The 22,065-nt window shown below is 67.0% G+C and carries 22 protein-coding genes and 1 tRNA gene; 8 read left to right on the forward strand and 15 right to left on the reverse strand.

Annotated elements, in window-relative coordinates:
- Window positions 1-23: 23 nt before the first annotated feature.
- Both AC07PU_RS23805 and AC07PU_RS23810 read right to left on the reverse strand, forming a co-directional pair.
- Window positions 24-1,289: a glutamate carboxypeptidase gene (locus AC07PU_RS23805; protein WP_495321019.1), complete on the reverse strand. Its 1,266-nt coding sequence runs from the start codon at window positions 1,287-1,289 to the stop codon at window positions 24-26.
- A 203-nt stretch (window positions 1,290-1,492) separates the two neighbouring features.
- A complete protein-coding gene (locus AC07PU_RS23810; protein ID WP_495321021.1) occupies window positions 1,493-2,284 on the reverse strand; it encodes a hypothetical protein in 792 nt (263 codons plus the stop codon).
- 496 nt (window positions 2,285-2,780) lie between these two features.
- Here AC07PU_RS23810 and AC07PU_RS23815 point away from each other — a divergent pair, with 496 nt between their 5' ends.
- Window positions 2,781-3,779, forward strand: coding sequence for a LysR family transcriptional regulator (locus AC07PU_RS23815; RefSeq protein WP_495321023.1), 999 nt, complete (start codon window positions 2,781-2,783; stop codon window positions 3,777-3,779).
- A 252-nt stretch (window positions 3,780-4,031) separates the two neighbouring features.
- Here the strand turns inward: AC07PU_RS23815 and AC07PU_RS23820 are convergent, their stop codons facing one another.
- The 7 genes from AC07PU_RS23820 to AC07PU_RS23850 all read right to left on the reverse strand — a co-directional run bounded on the left by AC07PU_RS23820 (window position 4,032) and on the right by AC07PU_RS23850 (window position 10,103).
- Window positions 4,032-5,180 (reverse strand): YaaC family protein, encoded by a 1,149-nt coding sequence (locus AC07PU_RS23820; RefSeq protein ID WP_495321025.1) that lies wholly within the window; start codon window positions 5,178-5,180, stop codon window positions 4,032-4,034.
- A 65-nt stretch (window positions 5,181-5,245) separates the two neighbouring features.
- Window positions 5,246-5,620 (reverse strand): SOS response-associated peptidase family protein, encoded by a 375-nt coding sequence (locus AC07PU_RS23825; protein ID WP_495321027.1) that lies wholly within the window; start codon window positions 5,618-5,620, stop codon window positions 5,246-5,248.
- A 515-nt stretch (window positions 5,621-6,135) separates the two neighbouring features.
- Window positions 6,136-6,225: transfer RNA gene (locus AC07PU_RS23830), tRNA-Ser, on the reverse strand.
- Window positions 6,226-6,306: 81 nt separating this feature from the next.
- On the reverse strand, window positions 6,307-7,638 hold the full coding sequence (serS, locus tag AC07PU_RS23835) for a serine--tRNA ligase (RefSeq protein ID WP_093340804.1): 1,332 nt from the start codon (window positions 7,636-7,638) through the stop codon (window positions 6,307-6,309).
- A gap of 50 nt (window positions 7,639-7,688) precedes the next feature.
- Complete coding sequence (locus tag AC07PU_RS23840; RefSeq protein ID WP_495321134.1) at window positions 7,689-8,639, reverse strand: threonine/serine dehydratase; 951 nt, start codon at window positions 8,637-8,639, stop codon at window positions 7,689-7,691.
- Window positions 8,640-8,650: 11 nt separating this feature from the next.
- The gene (gene ispH / locus AC07PU_RS23845) at window positions 8,651-9,619 is read right to left on the reverse strand and encodes a 4-hydroxy-3-methylbut-2-enyl diphosphate reductase (RefSeq protein WP_093340807.1); all 969 of its coding nucleotides are present in this window, start codon (window positions 9,617-9,619) and stop codon (window positions 8,651-8,653) included.
- A 31-nt stretch (window positions 9,620-9,650) separates the two neighbouring features.
- Entirely contained in the window at window positions 9,651-10,103 is a 453-nt protein-coding gene (locus AC07PU_RS23850; protein WP_093340809.1) for an FKBP-type peptidyl-prolyl cis-trans isomerase, read from the reverse strand.
- A 107-nt stretch (window positions 10,104-10,210) separates the two neighbouring features.
- Here AC07PU_RS23850 and radC point away from each other — a divergent pair, with 107 nt between their 5' ends.
- Together radC and AC07PU_RS23860 are read left to right on the forward strand one after the other, a co-directional pair.
- Window positions 10,211-10,888 (forward strand): RadC family protein, encoded by a 678-nt coding sequence (gene radC, locus AC07PU_RS23855; RefSeq protein ID WP_208510969.1) that lies wholly within the window; start codon window positions 10,211-10,213, stop codon window positions 10,886-10,888.
- The gene (locus AC07PU_RS23860) at window positions 10,888-11,577 is read left to right on the forward strand and encodes a Smr/MutS family protein (protein WP_495321031.1); all 690 of its coding nucleotides are present in this window, start codon (window positions 10,888-10,890) and stop codon (window positions 11,575-11,577) included. Before radC ends, AC07PU_RS23860 begins: the two co-directional genes overlap by 1 nt.
- A 33-nt stretch (window positions 11,578-11,610) precedes the next feature.
- On the opposite strand, the gene AC07PU_RS23865 is transcribed toward AC07PU_RS23860, so the two are convergent.
- The 4 genes from AC07PU_RS23865 to fabV form a co-directional block, all read right to left on the reverse strand.
- A complete protein-coding gene (locus tag AC07PU_RS23865; protein ID WP_495321033.1) occupies window positions 11,611-13,728 on the reverse strand; it encodes a bifunctional 2',3'-cyclic-nucleotide 2'-phosphodiesterase/3'-nucleotidase in 2,118 nt (705 codons plus the stop codon).
- Between the two features lie 109 nt (window positions 13,729-13,837).
- Complete coding sequence (locus AC07PU_RS23870) at window positions 13,838-15,061, reverse strand: NAD(P)/FAD-dependent oxidoreductase (RefSeq protein WP_495321035.1); 1,224 nt, start codon at window positions 15,059-15,061, stop codon at window positions 13,838-13,840.
- 28 nt (window positions 15,062-15,089) lie between these two features.
- Window positions 15,090-15,509: a group II truncated hemoglobin gene (locus tag AC07PU_RS23875; RefSeq protein ID WP_203202549.1), complete on the reverse strand. Its 420-nt coding sequence runs from the start codon at window positions 15,507-15,509 to the stop codon at window positions 15,090-15,092.
- 3 nt (window positions 15,510-15,512) lie between these two features.
- A complete protein-coding gene (fabV, locus tag AC07PU_RS23880; protein ID WP_495321037.1) occupies window positions 15,513-16,715 on the reverse strand; it encodes an enoyl-ACP reductase FabV in 1,203 nt (400 codons plus the stop codon).
- 201 nt (window positions 16,716-16,916) lie between these two features.
- On the opposite strand from fabV, the gene AC07PU_RS23885 reads away from it, so the two are divergent.
- The 5 genes from AC07PU_RS23885 to AC07PU_RS23905 all read left to right on the forward strand — a co-directional run bounded on the left by AC07PU_RS23885 (window position 16,917) and on the right by AC07PU_RS23905 (window position 21,100).
- Entirely contained in the window at window positions 16,917-17,744 is an 828-nt protein-coding gene (locus tag AC07PU_RS23885; RefSeq protein ID WP_093340823.1) for an ABC transporter substrate-binding protein, read from the forward strand.
- Between the two features lie 144 nt (window positions 17,745-17,888).
- The gene (locus tag AC07PU_RS23890) at window positions 17,889-18,584 is read left to right on the forward strand and encodes an amino acid ABC transporter permease (RefSeq protein WP_495321039.1); all 696 of its coding nucleotides are present in this window, start codon (window positions 17,889-17,891) and stop codon (window positions 18,582-18,584) included.
- Between the two features lie 19 nt (window positions 18,585-18,603).
- Window positions 18,604-19,338 carry an amino acid ABC transporter permease gene (locus AC07PU_RS23895; protein WP_093340827.1) on the forward strand — a complete coding sequence of 245 codons (735 nt, stop codon included), beginning with the start codon at window positions 18,604-18,606 and terminating at the stop codon, window positions 19,336-19,338.
- Entirely contained in the window at window positions 19,335-20,078 is a 744-nt protein-coding gene (locus AC07PU_RS23900) for an amino acid ABC transporter ATP-binding protein (RefSeq protein ID WP_057592989.1), read from the forward strand. Before AC07PU_RS23895 ends, AC07PU_RS23900 begins: the two co-directional genes overlap by 4 nt.
- Entirely contained in the window at window positions 20,075-21,100 is a 1,026-nt protein-coding gene (locus tag AC07PU_RS23905) for an isopenicillin N synthase family dioxygenase (RefSeq protein WP_495321042.1), read from the forward strand. The genes AC07PU_RS23900 and AC07PU_RS23905 overlap by 4 nt, the downstream gene beginning before the upstream one ends.
- On the opposite strand, the gene AC07PU_RS23910 is transcribed toward AC07PU_RS23905, so the two are convergent.
- Together AC07PU_RS23910 and AC07PU_RS23915 are read right to left on the reverse strand one after the other, a co-directional pair.
- Window positions 21,043-21,366 carry a hypothetical protein gene (locus tag AC07PU_RS23910; protein WP_203202555.1) on the reverse strand — a complete coding sequence of 108 codons (324 nt, stop codon included), beginning with the start codon at window positions 21,364-21,366 and terminating at the stop codon, window positions 21,043-21,045. The genes AC07PU_RS23905 and AC07PU_RS23910 overlap by 58 nt on opposite strands.
- A complete protein-coding gene (locus AC07PU_RS23915; protein ID WP_093340835.1) occupies window positions 21,363-22,043 on the reverse strand; it encodes an HAD family hydrolase in 681 nt (226 codons plus the stop codon). Before AC07PU_RS23915 ends, AC07PU_RS23910 begins: the two co-directional genes overlap by 4 nt.
- Window positions 22,044-22,065 lie beyond the last annotated feature (22 nt).

Here is a 22,065-nt window from a genome sequence, read left to right on the forward strand (position 1 = left end):
AATCGGTAGACCTTGGTCCTCGCTCAGAGCCCTTGCCCGAGCTCCGAGACCAGGCGCGCCGACAGGTAGAGCCGGCGCGGTATGGCCGAGGCCAGCACGTACTCACCGGCATCGGCATGCTGGTTGCCGCCGGGCAGGCCCAGGTTCTCGAGTACCGGCTTGCCCGAGAGCGCGGCCCAGCCCGCGTCCGAGCCGCCGCCCGAGCGCACGTCCACGATCATCAGCTTGGCGCCGACCTCGGCATAGATCGCGCTCGCCCTGTTCATCACGGCGCGGCCCGCTTCCGTGGCGTTGTAGGGCGGGATCAGGCGCGTCACCTTGAGGTCGATGGCCGCCCCTTCGAGGCGCTTCTTCTGCGCGCGCTCGTTGAGTCCGGCCTCCAGCAGCGGAAGATCCTCGTTGCGGCCATAGCGTATGTCGCCGGTCACCACCGTGAGATCGGGAATGATGTTGGCGGCGCTGCCGCCCTTGATCATGGTCCAGTTGAACAGGCGCTCCTGCTTGGGGTCCTGCAGGTCCTGGGTTCGCAGGATCAGGTCCGCGGCCTCGGTCATCGAGTTCACCGCCGTCGGGGACGCGGCCCCCGCATGCGAGGCCTTGCCCTGAACCCGGGCCTCCACCACGGCCACGCCCGATTTGCCGGTGGGAAAGAATTCCACGCCCTCATAGAGAAAGCCGGTTTCGTACGACAGCACGATGTCGCTCTGCGCCGCGAGCTTCTGGATCAGTTCGTTCGACCCCAGCGAGCCCTTTTCCTCGTCGGTGTTGAACATCACGGTGATGGTGCCGAACTGCTGGAAGCTCTGCGCCTTCAACAATGCCAGCGTGTGCAGGATGGTCGCGATGCCGCCCTTCGCATCGGCAATGCCGGCGCCGAGAACCTGGTCGCCATCGATGCGGAATGGCGCCTTGGCCAGCGAGCCGCGCACATAGACCGTGTCCATGTGCGCCATCATCAGGATGTGGCGGCCGCCGCTACCCTTGAATTGACCGACGATGATGTCGCCGACCACGCCGCTGGTGGCGGGTGTCCTCGTGACCTCGGCGCCGAGTGCCTTGAGGCGCCCTTCGAGGTAATTGCCCATTTCGGGAATCCCGATGGCGTCATTGGTGCCGCTTTCGATATTGACCAATTCCTCCAGGGTCTTGAGCACCGCGGGCTGCTCGTCCTTGGTTTTTTGGTCCAATGTGCTGCTGTAAAAGAACGCGTTGGCGTTGCCGTCCGAACAGCCGCTGGTGACAATGCTCAACAGCAATGTCAAATGAAGAACAGTCGACCGGAATGTCATCTATCTCCCCTTGATCAGAAAAAAGATTTGGAGTCGCTTCAATAGCGGGGGCGATGCTATGAATGCGGCGAATCCGGGTCAATATTTTTTCGATTTCGGAGAAATTATTCTTTACGCTATTTGTTCAATCGACTCCAAAGAATAATTCAACAACTCTGCAATTGGCATGCGCATTCGGAGTCCGGGCATGCCGATTCCCGCGCTCACAGTCGGGCGCCGAGCATTGCCGAAGAAATGGCGATCGCGACGATGGTTGCCGCCGCCAGCGCGATCCAGGCCCAGCGCCCTGCCCTCGCATCGCTCACGCCATGCCCCAGCAGAACGACGCGCAGGCCGCAGGCCAGATGCCCGAGCAGCATGAACACCGCGATTGCGTAGTGGGGAATCAGCCGCACGCTCCATGCATCGCCCGTGAGTCCGGCCGGTGCGCTCACGGCCCAGGCCCAATTGGTGTCGACACCGAAATGACGGGCCAGCACGAACACCGAGTTGACATGCGAGGCAATGAAGAAAGTCAGATAGATGCCCGAAGCCAGTTGCAGCACATCGAAGAGATTCGCCTTCTTGCGTGTCTTCGGCAACCACAGCGCCAGTCCCGACAGCAGTTGGAAAGCCATCGCGAGCAGCAACGCGGGTTCGATCCAGGCATGGCGATAGAGCTTGCGCAGCTGGAGCATCAGCGACTGGTGCGCCTGGTCGCCCAGCCAGGCGACGAGATGGTTGAACAGATGAGGCGCGAGGAAGACGACGATCAGCGCGGCCGCCGAGATGCCGTGGGTGACTCGCAATGCCTCGAGTGCGCGCGTGGCCTGCATGCCCGCCGAGGCACCGGCTTCATCGACGGCGTCCACGTCGGACCGCCGCGTGAGTTGCAGCATCGCGACCCATGCCGCCGCGGCCGTCCACAGGCCGGTCCAGACCGCCGCGTCCGCGCCATCGATCTTCATCAGGTACAGCAGCACCCCCATGAAGGTGAACAGCGGCGGTGCCGCCACCGTGACGCGCGGTCAGCGATCGCGCCGTCGGATGCGGCGCGTGTCCCAGCCGCCACGCGAAAGCGAATCCCAATGCGGTGACCGCAAAAGCCGATGCCATGGCGAGCACGGCCAGCACGGGACTGCCGTCCTGTGCATTGAAGCGTTGGTAGAACGCCGCGAGCAGATGCGGATACGCGAGCACCGCGGCAAATGGCGGCAGCCATGACCAGGCGAGATCCGAGCTGGAGGAGAAAAGAACTGGACGATGAAGGGCGAGCGCCATGGCGGGGGAGATCCGTCTGAAACGGCCATCGTAGGAGGCACTCCCGCGCAAATTGGCATGCGCCGATGCAATCCGATATCCAGCTTTGATCACCAATGCCCGGCCACCACGCGTCGATTGTGCGAACGCGCACCGACATCGGCGCTCCTACCTCCCATGATTCGCCGGCGCGCCTGCCGGCAAGGCCGCGCGATGCTTTTTGCCTTCGCCGCTCCACCCGACCCATCGACCATGAAGAATCCCGCCCCCATCCCCTCGATGCCCGATGCACTGGCTTCCGGCTTGGCCGCCAGCTACACCGGCGTGCTGTCGTTCATGGCGGTCGCCGAGGAGCTGAGTTTCATGAAGGCGGGCCACCGCCTGGGCCTCGGCCGCTCGGCCGTGAGCCGCAACGTGCAGCGGCTCGAGACCCAGATGAAGACGCGGCTGCTGCAGCGCTCGACCCGCAATGTCGCCCTCACGCCCGAGGGCGAGATGTTCTACGAGCTCAGCCGCCCGGGGGTCGAGCAGATCATGCAGGCGATGCAGCAGGTGCACGAACTGCAGGACGGGCCCGCGCGCGGACAGTTGCGCGTGTGTTCGACGATCGGCTTCGGCCGCAGGATCGTCGGCCCGCTGCTGGCCGACTTCTACAGGCTGCATCCCGGCATCGACGTCGAGCTCATCCTCGACGACCGGATCACCGATTTCACCGCCGACCGCATCGACGTCAGCTTCCGCAACGGCCGCCTCGCGGACAGCAGCATCATCGCGCGCCAGCTCGCGCCCATGGAGATGATGGTGTGCGCGTCGCCCGCGTACGCGGCGCGCCATGGCCTGCCCGAGACGCTCGAGGACATCGAGCGCCATGCGTGCATCCAGTTCCGTCTCGGGTCGGGCGGGCTGTACGAATGGGAGTTCATGGAGCCACCCGCGGGCAACGAGCGCGGCGGTCGCCGGGTGCGCAAGCTCATGCCGAAGGGCAGCCGGATCTACAGCGATCCGGAGCTGGTGGTGGGCGCTTTGCGGGACGGCCTGGGCATCGCCCAGGTCGCGGGCTACCAGGTCGCCGAGGATCTGCGCGCCGGCCGGCTGGTCCGTTGCCTCGACGCCTATGCGCCCCAGGGGCGGGCGCACTACCTCTGCTATCCCAGCCGCGAACACATGCCGATGCGGATCCGGGCCTTTGTGGAGTTCTACGTGCGGCGGGTTTCGGGGATGCGGGCAGAGCTCGGGTTGCCGCCTGCCTAGGCGAGACCGCAGGGTCGAGCGGGAGGCACCAATGAGAAAGGGTCAGTAGCCTGGTGGCCACTGACCCTTTGAATCATTGGAGGAGAGGGAGGGAGGCAAATATCTAATATTCATGCGGCCTAGAGCCTGATTTTGACGAAGATGCCTACAAAAATGCCTACACAAAAATCCGTCTGACTGGCGCTGAATAGCAACACTTTTCGCCAGTCCGCCCCCCACTTCTTCGCAACCGACAAGGACATGCACTCCTATCTATCTAGCTTGGATGTGATACGTATGAGTCAATTCGGAAAGGGTTAGCAAAGGAAGTCTTTCCACGGCATGATTACAAAGCTCTTCAATAATCAAACTGAGGGAAGTTGATTTTTCAAGATGCCTAAGCCACAGATCAGGATAATAGCGCGCGAAATTTCCGCAAATGTGCAATGCGACGTACAAATATCCAAATTCATTCAATAATTGACTGGAACAACCAAAGAATACACCTCCGGAATCAAGACATATAGACTTTGGCAAGCTCAGGGTAACTTTAGAATTTCTTTCGACCGTCGCCACAAATCCTGAGGGTTGAATTTCTCGGAATTCTATTCCATTCACCAACTCAGGCGCACAACGGCAAGCCTCTCCAAATTTCTCCAATAAGTCTGTATTTTGAGGATGGAGAATAATTTCCAAGTATTTCTTTTCATCGTCAAATGGATCAAATGCCTTAACAAACCCTCTAACCAATGAAAGACTCAGCCCATTTGAGTGAAGCGCATCCGCAAGATAAGGCAATTGCTGAATACAATCAAGTAGATTTATGCCTTTTTTGGGAACTGGTGGCAGTGGTGTATTGGTCGCCGACATCACACCAACGAATCGCGAAGTATTTCCGTGATCAGAATAGGTTATATGATCGCCGCCTATTGGATACTCGCGTGCAGACCGCAGCCAGACTTCAAAAGTTCCCATCGGCTTTCCATCGCCACTCACTTGTGCTTTCGCGTTTAGTTTTGATGCTGCCTCTGCAAGTCCATCGGAAATTTTGGGGACGCCGGACAGCTTGAGAGCTAGACCGTGCGCTGGATGTAGTTCTCTTAATTTCTCCAACCGACTGTCCCCAGTTTGCTTGGTCAGAATTTCCGCCAAGGCAAGAGACATGGTCGCGTAATAGAGCAGTACGGGGCGAGTTGCCAAGCTCACTACGTTCGCAGCCAAAAAATACTCTTTGGCCTGAGCTAAACATTGTTTAATTTGCTCTGCTTGAGCTCTCGCATTTTGGGATTGCCTTCTGTCGATTTTATGATCGAAGACTAATTTTTCCGTACAAAACTCCACGTTTTGAAATTGCGCCAATCTCGACCATGCGTATTTTCCAAGATCACGAGCTTGGACCTTTTTTACGTTTTCCATCATCATAAAATCCCCTCCTCGGCGCTTACTTGATTACAAGTGCTCAATATATTCGCGTCCCTAGCCGCGCATTAAGCAGCCATGCGATGCTCGTAGTATGGGCGCTCTTTGTCCTCAAGTAGTTCTTCGAGCTGGTCTTTTAATCTTCCTTGGGGGGTGAGCCATGCTTCGACGTTTTCGTGTCTGAGTTGCACTATGCAACGGTCATGGCCGGCATCCGCAACCTCCGGCGGAGGCTCACCGGTGATCGCCGCGAAAGACCACAACTCGGATTCGTCTGAACCCGCCGGTGGCGTCCAATGCGAGTACAGGCACGCGATGAGCATGTCCTGCGTCGGCCGCGGCCGAAACTCAAGGACCACGTTCTCAGACTCCTCGCCCGACCGCAGCTCTCGGTGCTCCATGTCGTGCCGCTTCACGTTCTCGTAGAAGCCGTTGACGATCATGAGCCCATGAGCCCATGAGCCCGCCCAAATTGGCCCTTCCAGAAGCCATCGAGGCTATTGCGCCGCGCGTTGTAAGTGCCCGGGTACTTCGTATCGTAGAAGGCCGGCTTTCCCGCCGGCCGGCACTGGTAGCGCATCGGTTTGATGAGCCATTCGCCATCCTCGATGACCCGCACCGAGGCATACCACCCGGGGAAGATGCGCCCGTCCCGCGGCGTCAGTTCGGTGCGCTTCAGGTCCTCGAGCTTCGCCAGGGCCGCAGCGATTTTTTAGGAAGCCACGCGCTGGTCGTGAAGCGCTGTCTTCGTCTCCTTCTCCTGCAGCTTTCTTTCGGCCTTCACGAGGCGCGCGCGCTATTCGAAAAGCGTTCGCTCGTACCCCATCGCCTGCTCGGCGTCGTACTCGTCGATCAACGCCTTGATTGCCCGCAGGCGTCAGAATCGACCAAGGCCTTGGATCCTGCTCGGTTTCCGATTGCGAGCAGGCAAAAAAATAGCCCCTTGCGGGGCCATTCTTGGAGGAGAGGGAGGGATTCGAACCCTCGGTACTATCGCTAGTACGCCTGATTTCGAGTCAGGTACATTCGACCACTCTGCCACCTCTCCGGTCGCTCTGTCGAGCCTGCGATTATAGCCAGGAAAATCGACACAACCATCCCGTGCAGCGATTTCCCTGTCGTTTTTTCGTCAGCCGCGCAGCACCTCGGTGCCGCCCAGGTAGGGCCGCAGCGCCTTCGGCACGTTGATCGAGCCATCCTCATTCTGGTGGTTCTCGAGCACCGCGACCAGGGTACGGCCGACCGCCAGGCCCGAGCCGTTGAGGGTGTGCACCAGCTCGTTCTTGCCCTGGGCGTTCTTGAAGCGCGCCTGCAGGCGCCGCGCCTGGAAGGCCTCGCAGTTCGAGACCGAGCTGATCTCGCGGTAGGTGTCCTGCGCCGGCAGCCAGACCTCGAGGTCGTAGGTCTTGGTCGAGCCGAAGCCCATGTCGCCGGTGCACAGCAGCACGACGCGGTACGGCAGCTCGAGCGCCTGCAGCACCACCTCGGCATGGCCGGTCATCTGCTCGAGCGCCTCGTAGCTCTTCTCGGGATGCACGACCTGCACCATCTCGACCTTGTCGAACTGGTGCTGGCGGATCATGCCGCGGGTGTCGCGGCCCGCGCTGCCGGCTTCCGAGCGGAAGCACGGGGTGTGGGCCGTGAGGCGGATCGGCAGCTGCGCCTCGGGCACGACCTCGTCGCGCACGAAGTTCGTGAGCGGCACCTCGGCGGTCGGGATCAGGTAGAGCGCCGACAGGTCGGGCGCGGGCTCGCCGTCCTGGCCGCCCTTCTTCGCGGCGAACAGGTCGCCCTCGAACTTGGGCAGCTGGCCGGTGCCGCTCAGGGTGGCGGCATTGACGATGTAGGGCACGTAGCACTCGGTGTAGCCGTGCTGCTGCGTCTGGATGTCGAGCATGAATTGGGCAAGCGCGCGATGCAGCCGCGCGATCGGGCCCTTCATGACGGTGAAGCGCGAACCCGAGAGCTTGGCGCCCATCTCGAAATCGAGGCCGAGCGGCGCGCCCAGGTCGACGTGGTCCCTGGGCGCGAAGCCCAGCGGCGTGGCCGAGGCGCCGGCGCCGCCCTGCGGGCTCCAGCGGCGCTGCTCGACGTTGCCGGTCTCGTCCTCGCCCAGCGGCACGCTGGCGTGCGGCAGGTTGGGCACGGCGAGCAGCAGCGCCTGCAGCTCGGGCTGGATCTCGTCGAGGCGCTTCGATTGCGATTCCTGCTCGCCCTTGAGCGCGTTGACCTCGGCCATCAGCGCGTCGACCGACTCGCCCTTGGCCTTGAGCGGGCCGATCTGCTTGTTCAGCGTGTTGCGGCGCGCCTGGATTTCCTCGGTGCGGGTCTGCAGCGTCTTGCGCTCGGCCTCGAGCGCGGTGAAGGCCGAGACGTCGAGGTAGGGCTGGTTCTTCTTGCGTTTTTCGAGGCCGGCCACGGCGGCGGCCAGGTCTTTGCGGAGCAGGGTGATGTCGAGCATCGCCCGATTTTAGGTGGGCGCGCCCGCACCCCGCCCCGCGCGGGGCTCGTTCAGCCGACGGTGGCCGGATCGACGTTCGCGCCGCAGACGATCAGGCAGACCTTCTCGCCCGCGCGCGGCACGTAGGCGCCGGTCTGCAGCGCGGCCAGCGGCAGCGCGGCGGCCGGTTCGACGGCCAGCTTCATTTCCTTCCACAGCCACTGCTGCGCGGCGCGGATCGCCTCGTCGGACAGCAGCAGCGCATCGGCGATGTGGCGCTGCGCGATGTCCCAGGCGATGGCGCCGATGCGGCGCGCGCCCAGCGAATCGGCCGCGATGCCGCCGACCTCGACGTCGACAGGCGCGCCGGCCTCGCGGGCACGGAACAGCGTGGGCGCACCCTCGGGCTCGAGCGCGATCACGCGCGCGCGCTGCTCGAACCAGCCGGCGAGGCCGCCGATCAGGCCGCCGCCGCCCACGCTCACGAGCACGGCATCGGGCAGGCCGCCCTGGGATTCGATCTCGCGGCCCAGGGTGCCGGCGCCGGCCACCACTTCGGGCTGGTCGTAGGCATGGGTCAGCAGGGCGCCGGTTTCGGCCTGGCGCGCCAGGCAGGCGGCCAGTGCATCGGGATAGAGCTGGCCGACCACCACCACCTCGGCGCCCAGCGCGCGCAGGCGCGCGCGCTTGGCCTCGGGCGAGACGCCGGGCAGGTAGACCTCGCAGCGCACGCCGAGCGCGCGCGCCGCGGCGGCGGTGGCGATGCCGGCATTGCCGCCCGAGGCGACGATCACGCCGCTCTCGGGAATGGCGTTGGCCAGCAGCCGGTTCATCATGCCGCGCGCCTTGAAGCTGCCGCTGACCTGCAGGTGCTCGAGCTTCAGCCAGACCTCGGCCCCGGGCGCCGCGACGCCGAGCGCCGCCGCGGGCAGCTTCCACAGCGGGGTCTGGCGCAGGAAGTGGCCCGAGCGTTCGTTCAGGCGTTGCCAGGCGCTATCGATTTCAGAGCGCCATTCGGTGATTGCAGCAGCGGTCAAGAGATGTGTCCAGGAGGAGGAATGTCGGCCAGCTTGAGGCCCTTGGGCAGCGGGAACTTGATGGTTTCCTCGATGCCGTCCATCTTGCGCACCGAGACCGCACCGAACGCGCGCACGCGCTCGATCACCTCGCGCACCAGCACCTCGGGCGCCGAGGCGCCGGCGGTCAGGCCGATGCGGGTCTTGCCCTCGAACCATTCGGGCTGGAGCTCGTCGGCCGAATCGACCATGTAGCTCTCGGTGCCCAGGCGCTGGGCCAATTCGCGCAGGCGGTTGCTGTTGGAGCTGGTGGGGCTGCCGACCACGATCACGAGATCGACCTGCGGGCTCATGATCTTCACCGCGTCCTGGCGGTTCTGGGTGGCGTAGCAGATGTCCTGCTGCTTGGGCTCGCGCACGGCCGGAAAGCGCGCGCGCACCGCGGCGGCGATCTCGGCCGCGTCGTCCACGCTCAGCGTGGTCTGCGTGACCACCGCGAGCTTCTCGGTCTGGCCCGGCGCGACGCGCGCCACGTCTTCCACGTCTTCCACCAGGTGGATGCCGCTCGAGAGCTGGCCCATCGTGCCCTCGACCTCGGGATGCCCCTTGTGGCCGATCATGATGAACTCGTAGCCTTCCTTGGCGAGCTTGGCGACCTCGACGTGCACCTTGGTCACCAGCGGGCAGGTGGCGTCGAAGATCTCGAAGCCGCGGTCGCGCGCCTCCTGCTCCACCGCCTTGCTCACGCCGTGCGCGCTGAACACCAGCGTGGCGCCGGGCGGCACGTCCGACAGCTCCTCGATGAAGATCGCGCCCTTGGACTTGAGCTCGTTGACCACGTAGGTGTTGTGCACGATCTCGTGGCGCACGTAGATCGGCGCGCCGAACTTGGCGATGGCGCGCTCGACGATCTCGATCGCGCGGTCCACGCCGGCGCAGAAGCCGCGCGGCTCGGCGAGGATGACTTCCTCGATGCCTTCGTTCATCGTGCCTCCCCGGCCGCGGTGCCGCGCGCCATCACAACACCCCGATCAGTTGCACTTCGAAGGTCACGGGCTGGCCTGCGAGCGGATGGTTGAAATCGAAGCGCACGCCGGTCTCGTTGGACTCGATCACCGCGCCGGCATAGCTGCCGGTGCCGTCGGGCGTGGGGAACTGCACCACGTCGCCCACGGCGTACTGCTCGTCGGGGTCGCCGATCTGCGCCAGCAGCTTCTTCGCGACCCACTGCTGCATCTCGGGATTGCGCTCGCCGAAGGCCTCGCCGGCCGGCAGCTCGAAGGTGGCGTGGGCGCCCTCCTCGAGGCCCAGCAGGCGCTGCTCGACCGCCGGCGACAGCTCGCCGGTACCCAGCGACAGCGTGGCGGGCTTGTCGGCGAAGGTGTTGATGATGTCGCCCGCGGGCCCGGACAGCCGGTAGTGCAGGGTCAGGAAGGAGCCGGGGGTGACGACGTGGGGCGTTTGGGACATGGAGGCAGCAATGGTTGACAAAGACAAGACGGGTGTCCCGATAAACTGGGCTGCATTTTAAGGACGGGCGCTTCCACCCGCCCCGTTCAAGGTTTAGCAGGCTCTCCATGGCTTTCAAGGATCTCCCCGAACATGCCCGCCCGCGCGAGAAGCTCATCGCGCGCGGCGCCGCCGCGCTGGCCGACACCGAGCTGCTCGCGCTGCTGCTGCGCACCGGCGTGGCCGGCAAGAACGTGCTGCAGCTCGCGCAGGAGCTGCACGAGCGCTTCGGCGGCCTCGCGGGCCTGCTGCAGGCCAGCCCCGAGCAGTTGCGCGGCGTGCGCGGCATGGGCGGCGCCACCAAGCGCGCCGAACTGATCGCGGTGCTCGAGCTCGCGCGCCGCGCCATGGCCGAGCAGCTCTCGCAGCGCACCGTGCTCGACGCGCCCGAGGCCGTGCGGCAGTACGTGCAGATGCACATCGGCACGCGTCCGCACGAGGTGTTCGCGGTGCTGTTCCTCGACGCGCAGCACCGGCTGATCGTGCTCGAGGAGCTGTTCCGCGGCACGCTGACCCAGACCAGCGTCTATCCGCGCGAGGTCGTGCTGCGCGCGCTGCACCACCATGCGGCCGCCGTGGTGCTGGCCCACAACCATCCGAGCGGCAGCATCGAGCCCTCGCGCGCCGACGAAGCGCTCACGCAGACGCTGCGCGCCGCGCTCTCGCTGGTCGACGTGCGCGTGCTCGACCACGTGATCGTGGGCGTGGGCCGCAGCTTCTCGATGGCCGAACAGGGGTTGCTCTGATGGCCGCCGCACGTCCGCCCTCCCCCGGCTCTGCGCCGGTGCCCAAGAGCCTGAAGAACCTGGCCGACCTCAAGCAGGTGCAGCGCCAGCTCGCCGAAACCCGAGAGCGCGAAGCGGCCGAGGCCGCCGCCCGTGCCGTGGCCGAGCGCAAGCGCGCGGCCGAAAAGGACCTGTTCGCGCGCGCCGTCGGCGCCACCGAGCCGCTGCGCCAGAAGACGCGCACCGTGCCGCTCGCGCCCGAGCCGCCGGCGCCGATCCCGGTGCAGCACCAGCTCGACGAGCAGCGCGTGCTGCGCGAATCGCTGTCCGACGAGTTCGACGTCACCACGCTGCTCGACGTCGACGACGCCATGAGCTTCCGCCGGCCCGGCATCGGCACCGACGTGACCGCGCGGCTGCGCAAGGGCGACTGGACGATCCAGGCCCAGGTCGACCTGCACGGCCTGCGCAGCGACGAGGCGCGCGAGGCGCTCGGCGGCTTCATCCGCAACGCGCACAAGCAGGGCCTGCGCTGCGTGCGCGTGGTGCACGGCAAGGGCCTGGGCTCGCCGGGCAAGCAGCCGGTGCTCAAGACCAAGACGCAGCGCTGGCTGATCCAGAAGAACGAGGTGCTGGCCTTCGTGCAGGCCAAGCCGGCCGAAGGCGGGGCCGGGGCGCTGGTGGTGCTGCTGGCGCCCGTCAAGCGCTGAGCGGCTCCCTCCGGCAGGAGGGAGCCACCTCCCTCACTTGCTCAGATCGAGCTTGTAGACCGAGCGCCCCTTCCCGCTCCCATCGTCCGCCGTCAGCAACGAGACGTTGTCCAGCCCCGCCGCCGTCGCCGACGCGAGCTGGCCCTGCCCCGAGGTGAACACCACGTTGCCGGCCGTCGTGGCCTTGGTGAAGCGCCAGCTGCGCGCCGCGCCGTTGGCCGCGCGCGTGATGGTCTTCTTCGCCTTCACGTAGGCGATCAGCACGTCGCGGTTGGCATCGGGCGAGGCGTAGATCGTCGCGCGGCCGTCGAGCGCGGGGATGAAGCTCGCGCCGCTGGTGGCGCGGTAGTTGTTGGTGGCGATCACGAACTCCTTGGCCGGATCGATGGCCGCGCCCAGGTACGTGAGGTTCCGGATGCGGCTGCCGACCTCCTGCGTCACGTCGATCTCGTACTGCACGTCGGGCGTGGTGAACATGTCGAAGTTGTAGCCCGGGAAGGTGCTGATCAGCTGCTGGTCGGCCGTGGCCGTGGTGCTGATCTTGTTGAAGCGCTTGGCCGCGGCCTCGAGCCAGGCCTTGATCTCGGCGCCCGTGACCTTCACCGCGTACACGGTGTTCGGGTACAGGTAGAGGTCGGCCGCGTTGAAGATCGCGAGGTTGCCCACGGCCACGTCGGTGTAGTCGCGGCCGCCTTCGTAGCCCGACTTGAAGGGCGCGCTGACCGACAGCACCGGCAGGCTCGCGTACTGCGGCAGGTTGGCCTGGATGTAGCTCTTCACGTAGTCGGCCTGGGCCTGGTTCACGATCTGGATCGCGCCCGGATCGCCGACGTCGGCGAAGTAGGTGTTCATGCGGAAGTCGGTGCTGCCGATCGGCGTCTTCACGTAGTCGATCGCGGCCTGGTGCTGGGTCTCGATCAGCGGCGCGATGGCCGGGTCGGCATCGACGTAGACCGCCTTGCCCGCGTCGTCCTTGCCGGTCTGCGTGGAGCGCGCCTCGACCGCGGTCTTGCTCTTGTCGATCACCCAGGCCTTGCCGTCCCACGACAGCTCGAGCTTGATCACGCCCAGCGCCTTGCCCCACGAGCTCGGCATCACGGCCGGCACGCCGTTCACGGTGCCGGCGGCGTTGTCCACGCCCGGCTGCTTGAAGCCGGGGTTGGCGCCGCGGTCGGGAAACACGCCGTGCTGGTGGCCCATCAGCAGCGCGTCGATGCCCGGCACCTTCGACAGGTGCAGGCCCGGGTTCTCCATGGTCGGCGTGTAGGCCGCGGCGTCGAGGCCGCCGTGCTGCAGCGCGACCACGATGTCGGCGCCCTTGGCGCGCAGCTCGGGGATGTAGCGCGTGGCGGCCTCCACCGCGCCCTCGGTGCGCAGCTTGCCCTCGAGATAGCGCTTGTCCCAGTTCATGATGCCCGGCGTGGTGAAGCCGATCACGCCGACCTTCAGCGGCACCGTCACGCGCGAGCCGTCGGGCGCGGTGGCGGTGAAGCTCTTGTTGACGATGGTGTAGGGCGCGAGCAGCGGCTTGCCGCTCTTCACGCTCTGCACGTTGGCCAGCACCAGCGGAAAGTTCGGGCCGGCGCACTTCTTCGTGCCGTCCACGCCCTCGACATCGAGGCCGCCGCCGATCGCCTGGTTGAGGAAATCGAGGCCGTAGTTGAATTCGTGGTTGCCCAGCGTGCCGGCGTCGAAGCCGGCGGCGTTCATCGCCTTGTACATCGACAGCGGCTGGGTGCAGGGGATGCGGCTCACCAGCGCCTCGTAGTCGGCCAGCGCGGTGCCCTGGATGGTGTCGCCGTTGTCGAACAGCAGCGTGTTCGCGAACTCCTTGCGCGCGGCCGCGATCAGGGTGGCGGTGCGCTCGTAGCCATAGGACTTGTCCTCGGCGAGCTTGAAGTAGTCGTAGCTGCGCACGTTGAAGTGCAGGTCGGTGGTCTCGAGCAGCGCGACGGTGGCGCGCGTGCCGGCCGCGATCGGCGCGGGGGCGGGCGCCGGGGACGGCGCCGGTGCGGGCGGCGGCACCGGCAGGAACACGCCGCCGCCGCCATCGCCGCCGCCGCATGCGCTCAGCATGGCGGTGGCGATCAGTGCGGCACAGGCGGTCATGGACGCGGTGCGTGGAAAGCGGGTGTTTGCAAGTGGCTTCATCGAAAGGTCTCCCTCCTGTTCAAGGAAGATCAGTCTCTGGAGCCGAAGTGACAGTCCGGTGAATGAATCCTGAAATGCAGCGGCGTTGCGACAAGCCGTGACCGGATGTTTACGCGAGGTGATTCTTAAGTGGTACCGAGGCGTCCGCGATCGCCGCGGGGTCGGGGCTGCGGCCCGCGTCGAGCAGCTTGCGGCTCATCATGTGATCGACCGGCGCGTTCACCGATTCCACGCACGCGAGCTGCCCGTCGACGTAGTGGAACAGCGAGAAGGCGTCGGGCTTCGGTCCCGCGCGGCGCACCGCGACATGGCCCGCCGTGCCCTCGGCCGGCACCAGGCCCACCATCTGCAGCCGCATGCCGCCCTGGTCGGACCAGAACCATGGCACCACGTCGTGCGCGCGCGCCGTGCCCAGCAGGGTCGCGACCGCGGTGCGCGCCTGGTCGTTGGCGTTCTGCACCGACTCCAGCCGCAGCGCGCGGCCCGCGCGCCGGTCGGGGAAGCGCGTGCAGTCGCCGACCGCGAGCACGCCGGCCGCGCTGGTGCGCATGTGCTCGTCGACCACGATGCCGTCGGCGCACTCGATGCCCGCGGCCTGCGCGAGTGCCGTCTCTGGCACCGCGCCGATGCCCAGCAGCAGCAGGTCGACCGGCTGCTGCGCGCCGTTCACGCGCAACGACACCAGCCGATCGCCCTCGACCTCGAAGCCGTCGGCGGTCGCGCCCAGCACGATGTCGATGCCGGCGGCGCGGTGCGTGGCCAGCACGTGGTCCGAGAGCTCGGGCGAGACCGCGCGGCCCAGCAGGCGCGGCGCGCTCTCGATCACCTGCACCTCCTTGCCGAGCGCCTTGGCGGTGGCCGCGACCTCGAGACCGATGAAGCCGCCGCCGAGCACCGTGACGCGCTGCGCCTCGGCCAGCCGCGCGCGCAGCCGATGCGCCTCGTCGGCCGCGCGCAGGCTCGCGACATTGACCAGATCGTGCGAGAGCGCGGCGATCCGGCGCGCGCGCGTGCCGGTGGCCAGCACCAGCGCTTCCCACGGCAGGACCGCGCCCGAGCGCAAGGTCACGTTGCGCGTCTCGCGGTCGATGGCCATGGCCGCATCGCCCAGGTGCAGCGTGATGCCGGCCTCGCGGTACCAGTCGGCCGCCTTGTGCGGCTGCGTGGCTTCGTCGGCGCTCTTGAGGAAGGCCTTCGACAGCGGCGGACGGTGGTACGGCTCGCAGGCCTCCTCGCAGACCAGGTGCACGCGCGCGCCCTGCCCCGCTTCGGCGAGGCCGGCGCACAACTGGGCCGCCGCGTGGCCGCCGCCGATGATGACGATGGAATTCATGAAGTGAGTCTTTCGAAGGTCGTTGTGCTCAGCCGGCGCGGTTGCGCATCCAGTCGGCGGTCTTGAAGAAGGAGTCGCGCAGCCGCGCGCGCAGGTCCTCGGGCACCTCGGTCTCGCCCATGGCCTGGTCCATGCAGGCCAGCCACTGGTCGCGTTCCTTGATGCCGATGCTGTGGCCGCCGATGCTCTGCGGCAGGTGGCGCGCGCGCAGCATCGGATGGCCGAAGCGGTCGGTGTAGTAAGCGGGGCCGCCGAGCCAGCCGCAGAGGAACCAGAACAGCCGCTGGCGCGCGTTGTCGAGGTCGCTGCCGTGCACCGCGCGCAGTTGCGCATAGCCGGGCTCGAGGTCCATCAGGTCGTAGAAGCGCTCGACCAGCGCGCGCACTTTTTCCTCGCCGCCGATCCATTCGAAGGGCGTGTCGAAGGGCGGCTTGTCCTGGATCTGCATCGCTCAGCCCACCTGCACGAGGCCGGGGATCGGCACGTCGGGGTTGGCATCGGCCGCGTAGTCCACGCCCTCGATGCCGAAGCCGAACAGACGCAGGAACTCGGCCTTGTAGCCCGCGAAGTCGGTCAGCGCCTGCAGGTTCTCGCTCGTGACCTGCGGCCACAGTTCGAGCACGCGCGCCTGCACCGCGGGCGCGAGTTCCTTGCGGTCGGCGCGCAGCCGGCCTTCCTCGTCGAGCGGCGGCGCGCTACCGTAGAGGCCCTCGCGGAACAGGCCGTCGACCTGCTCGATGCAGCCCTCGTGCGTGCCCTCCTCCTTCATCACCTTGAACAGCAGCGAGAGGTACAGCGGCATCATCGGGATCGCCGAGCTGGCCTGCGTGACCACCGCCTTGAGCACCGCCACGCGCGCATCGCCGCCGCCATGGGCCGCGAGCCTCGCGCGGATCGCGGGCACGGTGCGGTCGAGGTCCTTCTTGGCCGCGCCGATCGAGCCGTTCCAGTAGATGTCCTGCGTGATCTTCTCGCCGAGGTAGGTGAAGGCCGTGGTCTTCGCGCCCTCGGCCAGCACGCCGGCCTCGTGCAGCGCGTCGATCCACAGCTGCCAGTCCTCGCCGCCCATCACGGCCACCGTGTTGTCGATCTCCTCCTGCGTGGCGGGCTCGAGCACGGTCTCCTTGACGGTGCCGCTGTCGGTGTCGATGCCGCGCAGGCTCACCGCCTGGCCGATGGGCTTGAGGGTGGAGTTGAAGACCTGGCCGGTCTTCGGATGGGTGCGCCGCGGCGCCGCGAGGCTGTAGACCACGAGGTCGACCTGGCCCAGGTCCTGGCGGATGGTCTCGATCACCTGCTGCTTGACCGCATCGGAGAAGCCGTCGCCGTTGATGCTCTTCGCATAGCGGCCCTCGGCCGTGGCGAGGCGCTCGAAGGCGGCCGTGTTGTACCAGCCGGGCGTGCCGGTCTTGGTGGCGCTGCCGGCGCGCTCGAAGAACACGCCCAGCGTGTCGGCGCTGCCGCCGAAGGCCGCGACGATGCGCGCCGCCAGGCCATAGCCGGTGGAGGCACCGATCACCAGCACCCGCTTCGGCGCGCCCGCGACCGGGCCCTGGGCCCGCACGTGCTCGATCTGTTGCCGGACATTGGCCTCGCAGCCGACGGGATGGGTCGTGACGCAGATGAAGCCACGCACGCGCGGTTGGATGATCATGGGGAGGAAGGCAGTCTGGGAAAGGAAAAGGACGGGTGGCGCGCGAGGCGCCGGGCACCGGTCTTCTGGCCGGCGCGCGGGCGCGAATTTACCGCACGTTCATTCCCATGCGGCCATGTACATATATGGATTGACCATTTAATGAACCGAAGTTTTGTTGATAAGGTGCCGCCCTTGCATTCACAGAAGGAGAAGAAACACATGCGCCTGAACATCCTCGCCGCGGCCCTCGCCGCCTCCGCCCTGCTCGCGGGCACCGTGGCCCACGCCGACCAGCTGGCCGACATCAAGAAGAAGGGCGAACTCGTGGTCGGCGTGCTCGGCACCGACGAGCCCGCCACCTTCATCGACCCCAAGACGCGCCAGATCGTGGGCTACGAGGTCGACCTCGCCAACGCCATCGCCAAGAAGATCGGCGTGAAGACCACGCTCAAGCAGATCGCCGTGGCCGCGCGCATTCCCGAGCTGCAGCAGGGCCACGTCGACCTGGTCGCGGCCGGCCTCACGCACAACAAGGAACGCGAGGCGCAGATCGACTTCTCGCTGACCACCTTCGTGACCGGCCAGAAGGCGATCGTGAAGAAGGACAGCGGCATCGCCGAGGTATCGCAACTCGGCGGCAAGAAGGTGCTGACCATCCGCGGCGGCACCCAGGAACCCAACATCCGCAAGGCCGTGCCCACGGCCGAGGTCGTGACCTTCGACACCAGCCAGCAGGCCTTCCAGGCGCTGCAGCAGGGCAAGGGCGTGGGCTACGTCGACGACGAGGCCGCGCTGCTGCGCAGCTACGCCAAGCTCGGCCCGCAGAAGGCCCAGTACGTGGTGCTCAAGCAGAACCTCAGCACCGAGGCGCTGGCCATCGGCATCAAGAAGGGCGAGAGCGGCCTCAAGGCGGTGGTGGACGACACGCTGCGCGAGCTCGAGAAGTCGGGCGAGGCCGAGAAGATCTTCGTGAAGTGGTACGGCCCGAACACCGCCTCGGGCTTCCAGACGCGCGACTTCAAGCTCGAGAGCGACAAGATCGACTGATCGCGCGTTTCTCCTTCCCCCGCTGGGGGAAGGCCGGGATGGGGCACGCAGCCTTCGCACCGACCGCCCGGTGCCCCCACCCCAACCCTCCCCCGGCGGGGGAGGGAGCCAATCTCCCACGCGGCGGTGATACTGTCGCCCCCCATGCCCCTGTTCGACTATTCCTTGCTGCTGACCGGCAAGTACCACGACATGCTCGTCGCGGGCTTGTGGCTGTCGCTGCAGCTGCTCGCGGCCTCGCTGGTGTGCGCGCTGCCGATCGCGCTCGTGGTGGCCATGCTGCGGCTCGCGCCGCTGGCACCGCTGCGCTGGCTCGGCTTCGCCTACGTGGAGTCGATCCGCAACATCCCGCTGCTGGCCCACATGCTGTTCTGGTACTTCGGCGCGCCCGAGCTGCTGCCCGAAGGCTTCAAGCAATGGCTCTACGCGGGCCACATCGAGGCCTACAGCGCGATCGTCGCGCTGTCGCTCTACACGGCCGCCTTCATGGCCGAGGACATGCGCAGCGGCATCCGCTCGATCCCCGCAGTGCAGTTCGAGGCCGGCCGCGCGCTGGGCTTCGGCTGGCTCGCGACGATGCGCCGCGTGGTGCTGCCGCAGGCGCTGCGCGTGACCGTGCCGCCGCTGATCTCGCAGACCCTGAGCCTGTGGAAGAACACCTCGATCGCCACCGTGATCGGCGTGGCCGAACTCATGTACCAGGCCGGCCAGGTCGAGAGCGCGACCTTCCGCAGCTTCGAGTCCTTCGCCTTCGCGAGCGCGGCCTACCTCACGGTCTCGCTCGCCATCACGGCGCTCGCGACCTGGTACCACCACCGCTTCCCGGTGAGGACGCTGTGATGCGCACGGAGGCTTCGCGATGATCGAGCTGATCCAGGACTACTGGCTCTACTTCCTGATCGGCCAGTACCCCAACGGCCCGCTCGGCGGGCTGGTGCTGACCCTGCTGCTGGCCTCGTGCGGGCTGGTGCTCGCGCTGCCGCTGGGCATCGTGCTCGGCCTGGCGCGCGTGAGCCCGTGGCGCTGGCTGCGCTGGCCGGTCAGCGGCTTCGTGTTCGTGGTGCGCGGGCTGCCGCTGTTGATGGTGATCTTCTGGGCCTATTTCTTCCTGCCCAGCGTCACCGGCGTGAAGACCGACCAGTTCGCCACCATGCTGATCGCGCTGGTGGTGTTCGACGCCGCCTACCTGGCCGAGATCGTGCGCGCCGGCATCCAGGGCCTGCCGCGCGGCCAGATGGAGACCGCGCGCGCGCTCGGCCTGAGCTGGAGCCGCGCGATGCGGCTGGTGGTGCTGCCGCAGGCGCTGCGCAGCATGCTGCCCTCGCTGGTGAACCAGTTCGTCTCGACCATCAAGGAGACCTCGCTGGGCTACATCATCGGCCTGGCCGAGGTCTCGTTCATCGCCACCCAGATCAACACCCAGGTGTTCACCAAGCCGGCCCAGGTCTTCGGCATCCTCGGGCTGACCTATTTCATCCTCTGCTTCGGCCTCTCGCGCTTCGCCTACTGGCTCGAGCGCCGCCTCGCGCGGCGCGGCCTGCCGGTGGTCGCGGTCACCGAGGGCCGGGCCGCCGCCCGCAAGGCTTCCGCATGATCGAACTCCAGAACGTCAACAAGTGGTACGGCAGCTACCACGCGCTCGTGGACGTGAGCGAAACCATCCACAAGGGCGAGGTGGTCGTGGTCTGCGGCCCCTCGGGCTCGGGCAAGTCCACGCTGATCCGCACCTTCAACCGGCTCGAGGCGATCCAGTCGGGCCGCATCCTGATCGAGGGCAAGGACATCCACGCGCCGGGCACCGACGTGAACGCCTTCCGCTCGCGCATCGGCTTCGTGTTCCAGCAGTTCAACCTGTTCCCGCACCTCACGGTGCTGCAGAACTGCACCATGGCGCCGATGCAGCTGCACGGCCTCTCGCGCGCGCAGGCCGAGGAACGCGCGATGGCGCTGCTCGCGCGCGTGGGCCTCGCGAACAAGGCCCGGGCCTGGCCCAGCGAGCTGTCGGGCGGCCAGCAGCAGCGCGTGGCGATCGCGCGCGCGCTCGCGATGCAGCCGCCGGTGATGCTGTTCGACGAACCCACGAGCGCGCTCGACCCCGAGATGGTCGGCGAGGTGCTGCTGGTGATGCGCGACCTGGTGCGCGACGGCATGACCATGGTCTGCGTGACGCACGAGATGGGCTTCGCGCGCGAGGTCGCCGACCGCGTGCTCTTCATGGACGAGGGCAAGGTGCTCGAGCGCGCCACGCCCGACGACTTCTTCAACCGCCCGCAGCATCCGCGCGCGCAGCAGTTCCTGTCCGACATCCGCTCGCCCTTCGCACGCATCCCATGACCCACACCGCTTCCCTCCAGACCCTGCCCGTGATCGACGTCGCGCCGCTGGTGGCCGGCGACGCGCCGGGCCGCGAGGCCGTGGCCGCGCGCATCGGCGAGGCCTGCCGCGCGCACGGCTTCTTCTACGTGACGGGGCATGGCGTCGACCCCGCGCTGGTGGCGCGGCTCGAGACCCTGAGCCACCGCTTCTTCGACCTGCCCGAGGCGACCAAGATGCAGTGGCGCATGGCGCTCGGCGGGCGCGCCTGGCGCGGCTACTTCCCGCTCGGCGGCGAGCTGACCTCGGGCCGGCCCGACTGGAAGGAAGGGCTCTACCTCGGCACCGAGCTGCCGGCCACGCATCCGCTGGTGCAGGCCAGGACGCCGGTGCACGGGCCCAACCTCTTTCCCGACGCGCCGGGCCTCGAGGACTTCCGCGACACCATCCTCGGCTACATGGCGGCCGTGACGCAGCTCGGTCACCGGCTGATGGAAGGCATCGCGCTGAGCCTGGGCCTGCCGGCCGACTACTTCGCGGCGCGCTACACGGGCGATCCGCTGATCCTGTTCCGTCTCTTCGACTATCCCTCGCAGCCGGTGCCCGAGGGCCTCGACGTGCAATGGGGCGTGGGCGAGCACACCGACTACGGCCTCTTGACGATCCTGCACCAGGACAGCGTGGGCGGCCTCGCGGTGCACACGCCCGCGGGCTGGATCGATGCGCCGCCGATCGCGGGCTCCTTCGTCTGCAACATCGGCGACATGCTCGACCGCATGACCGGCGGCCTCTACAAGTCGACGCCGCACCGCGTGAAGCGCAACACCTCGGGGCGCAACCGGCTGTCGTTCCCGCTGTTCTTCGATCCGAACTTCGAGGCGCGCGTGCAGCGCATCGAGGGCCTCGCGGGCGCGGTGGCCGCGGACGACAGCGCCGAGCGCTGGGACCGCGCCAACGTGCACGCCTTCAGCGGCCGCTACGGCGACTACCTGCTGGCGAAGGTGTCGAAGGTGTTCCCGCAGCTGCGCGACGAAGTGCTCTGAGGCGCGCTCGCGGGAAGGTCGAGGAACTCGTCTTCCCAGCGCCCGACGTCCGCGCCGGGATCGGAAATGGGCACCAGTTTGTCGCTGCGGCAGTAGAAGGTCCAGCCCTCGAACAGCACGTCGTAGTAGGTGCCGGGCAGGTAGCGCTCGCTCGGTGCTTCATAGGGCGCCGAGACCACCTCGACGATGCGGCCGACCGCGCGCTCGGTCATCGGCGACGCGAGGCAGCTGTCGAGCACGTGGCACAGGGTGCCGATCCTGATCACGGCCGCACCATCTCGCCGGGAAACCAGCGCGGCAGGTGCGCGTTCGCATCGTGCAGCGACTCGAGCACATGGAAGGCCTGTTCGACGATCGCGGCCGGCGGGTGCTTGAGGTCCGGCACGATCACCACCCGCAGGCCCGCGGCCAGCGCCGCCTTGGCGCCGTTCTCGCTGTCCTCGAAGGCGATGCACTGCGTCGGGTCCACGCCCAGGCGCGAAGCCGCGAGCAGGTAGAGCGCCGGGTCGGGCTTGGCGCGCGGCACCTCGTCGCCGCCCGCGAAGGCCTCGAAGTGATGCAGCACGCCCAGGCTACCGAGGCAGGCCTGGATCTGCCCGCTGGTCGAGGACGAGGCCACGGCGCAGCGCGTGCCGCGCGCGCGCAGGGCGCCCAGGAACTCGGCCGCGCCGGGCTTGATGGGGAACAGCGGCGTGCCGTCGGAGCGTTCGAGCGCCAGCGCCTGGCGCACGTGCTCGAGGGCATGGCGGAAGGCGGCCTGGCCGCCGAGCAGGCCCGAGAGGATGATCTCGGACTCGGCGGTGGCCAGGCCCACCACCTGCAGGTACTGGGCGTGGCTGAGCTCGACGTCGAGCGTGCGGGCGGCCGCCATCCAGGCGGCCATGATGGGCCGCTCGGAGTCGATCAGCAGCCCGTCCATGTCGAAGATTGCGGCGGAGAACATCGACGCGATCCTACCCTCGAGC

The sequence above is a fragment of the Variovorax sp. GW821-FHT10D07 genome, from assembly GCF_059415325.1.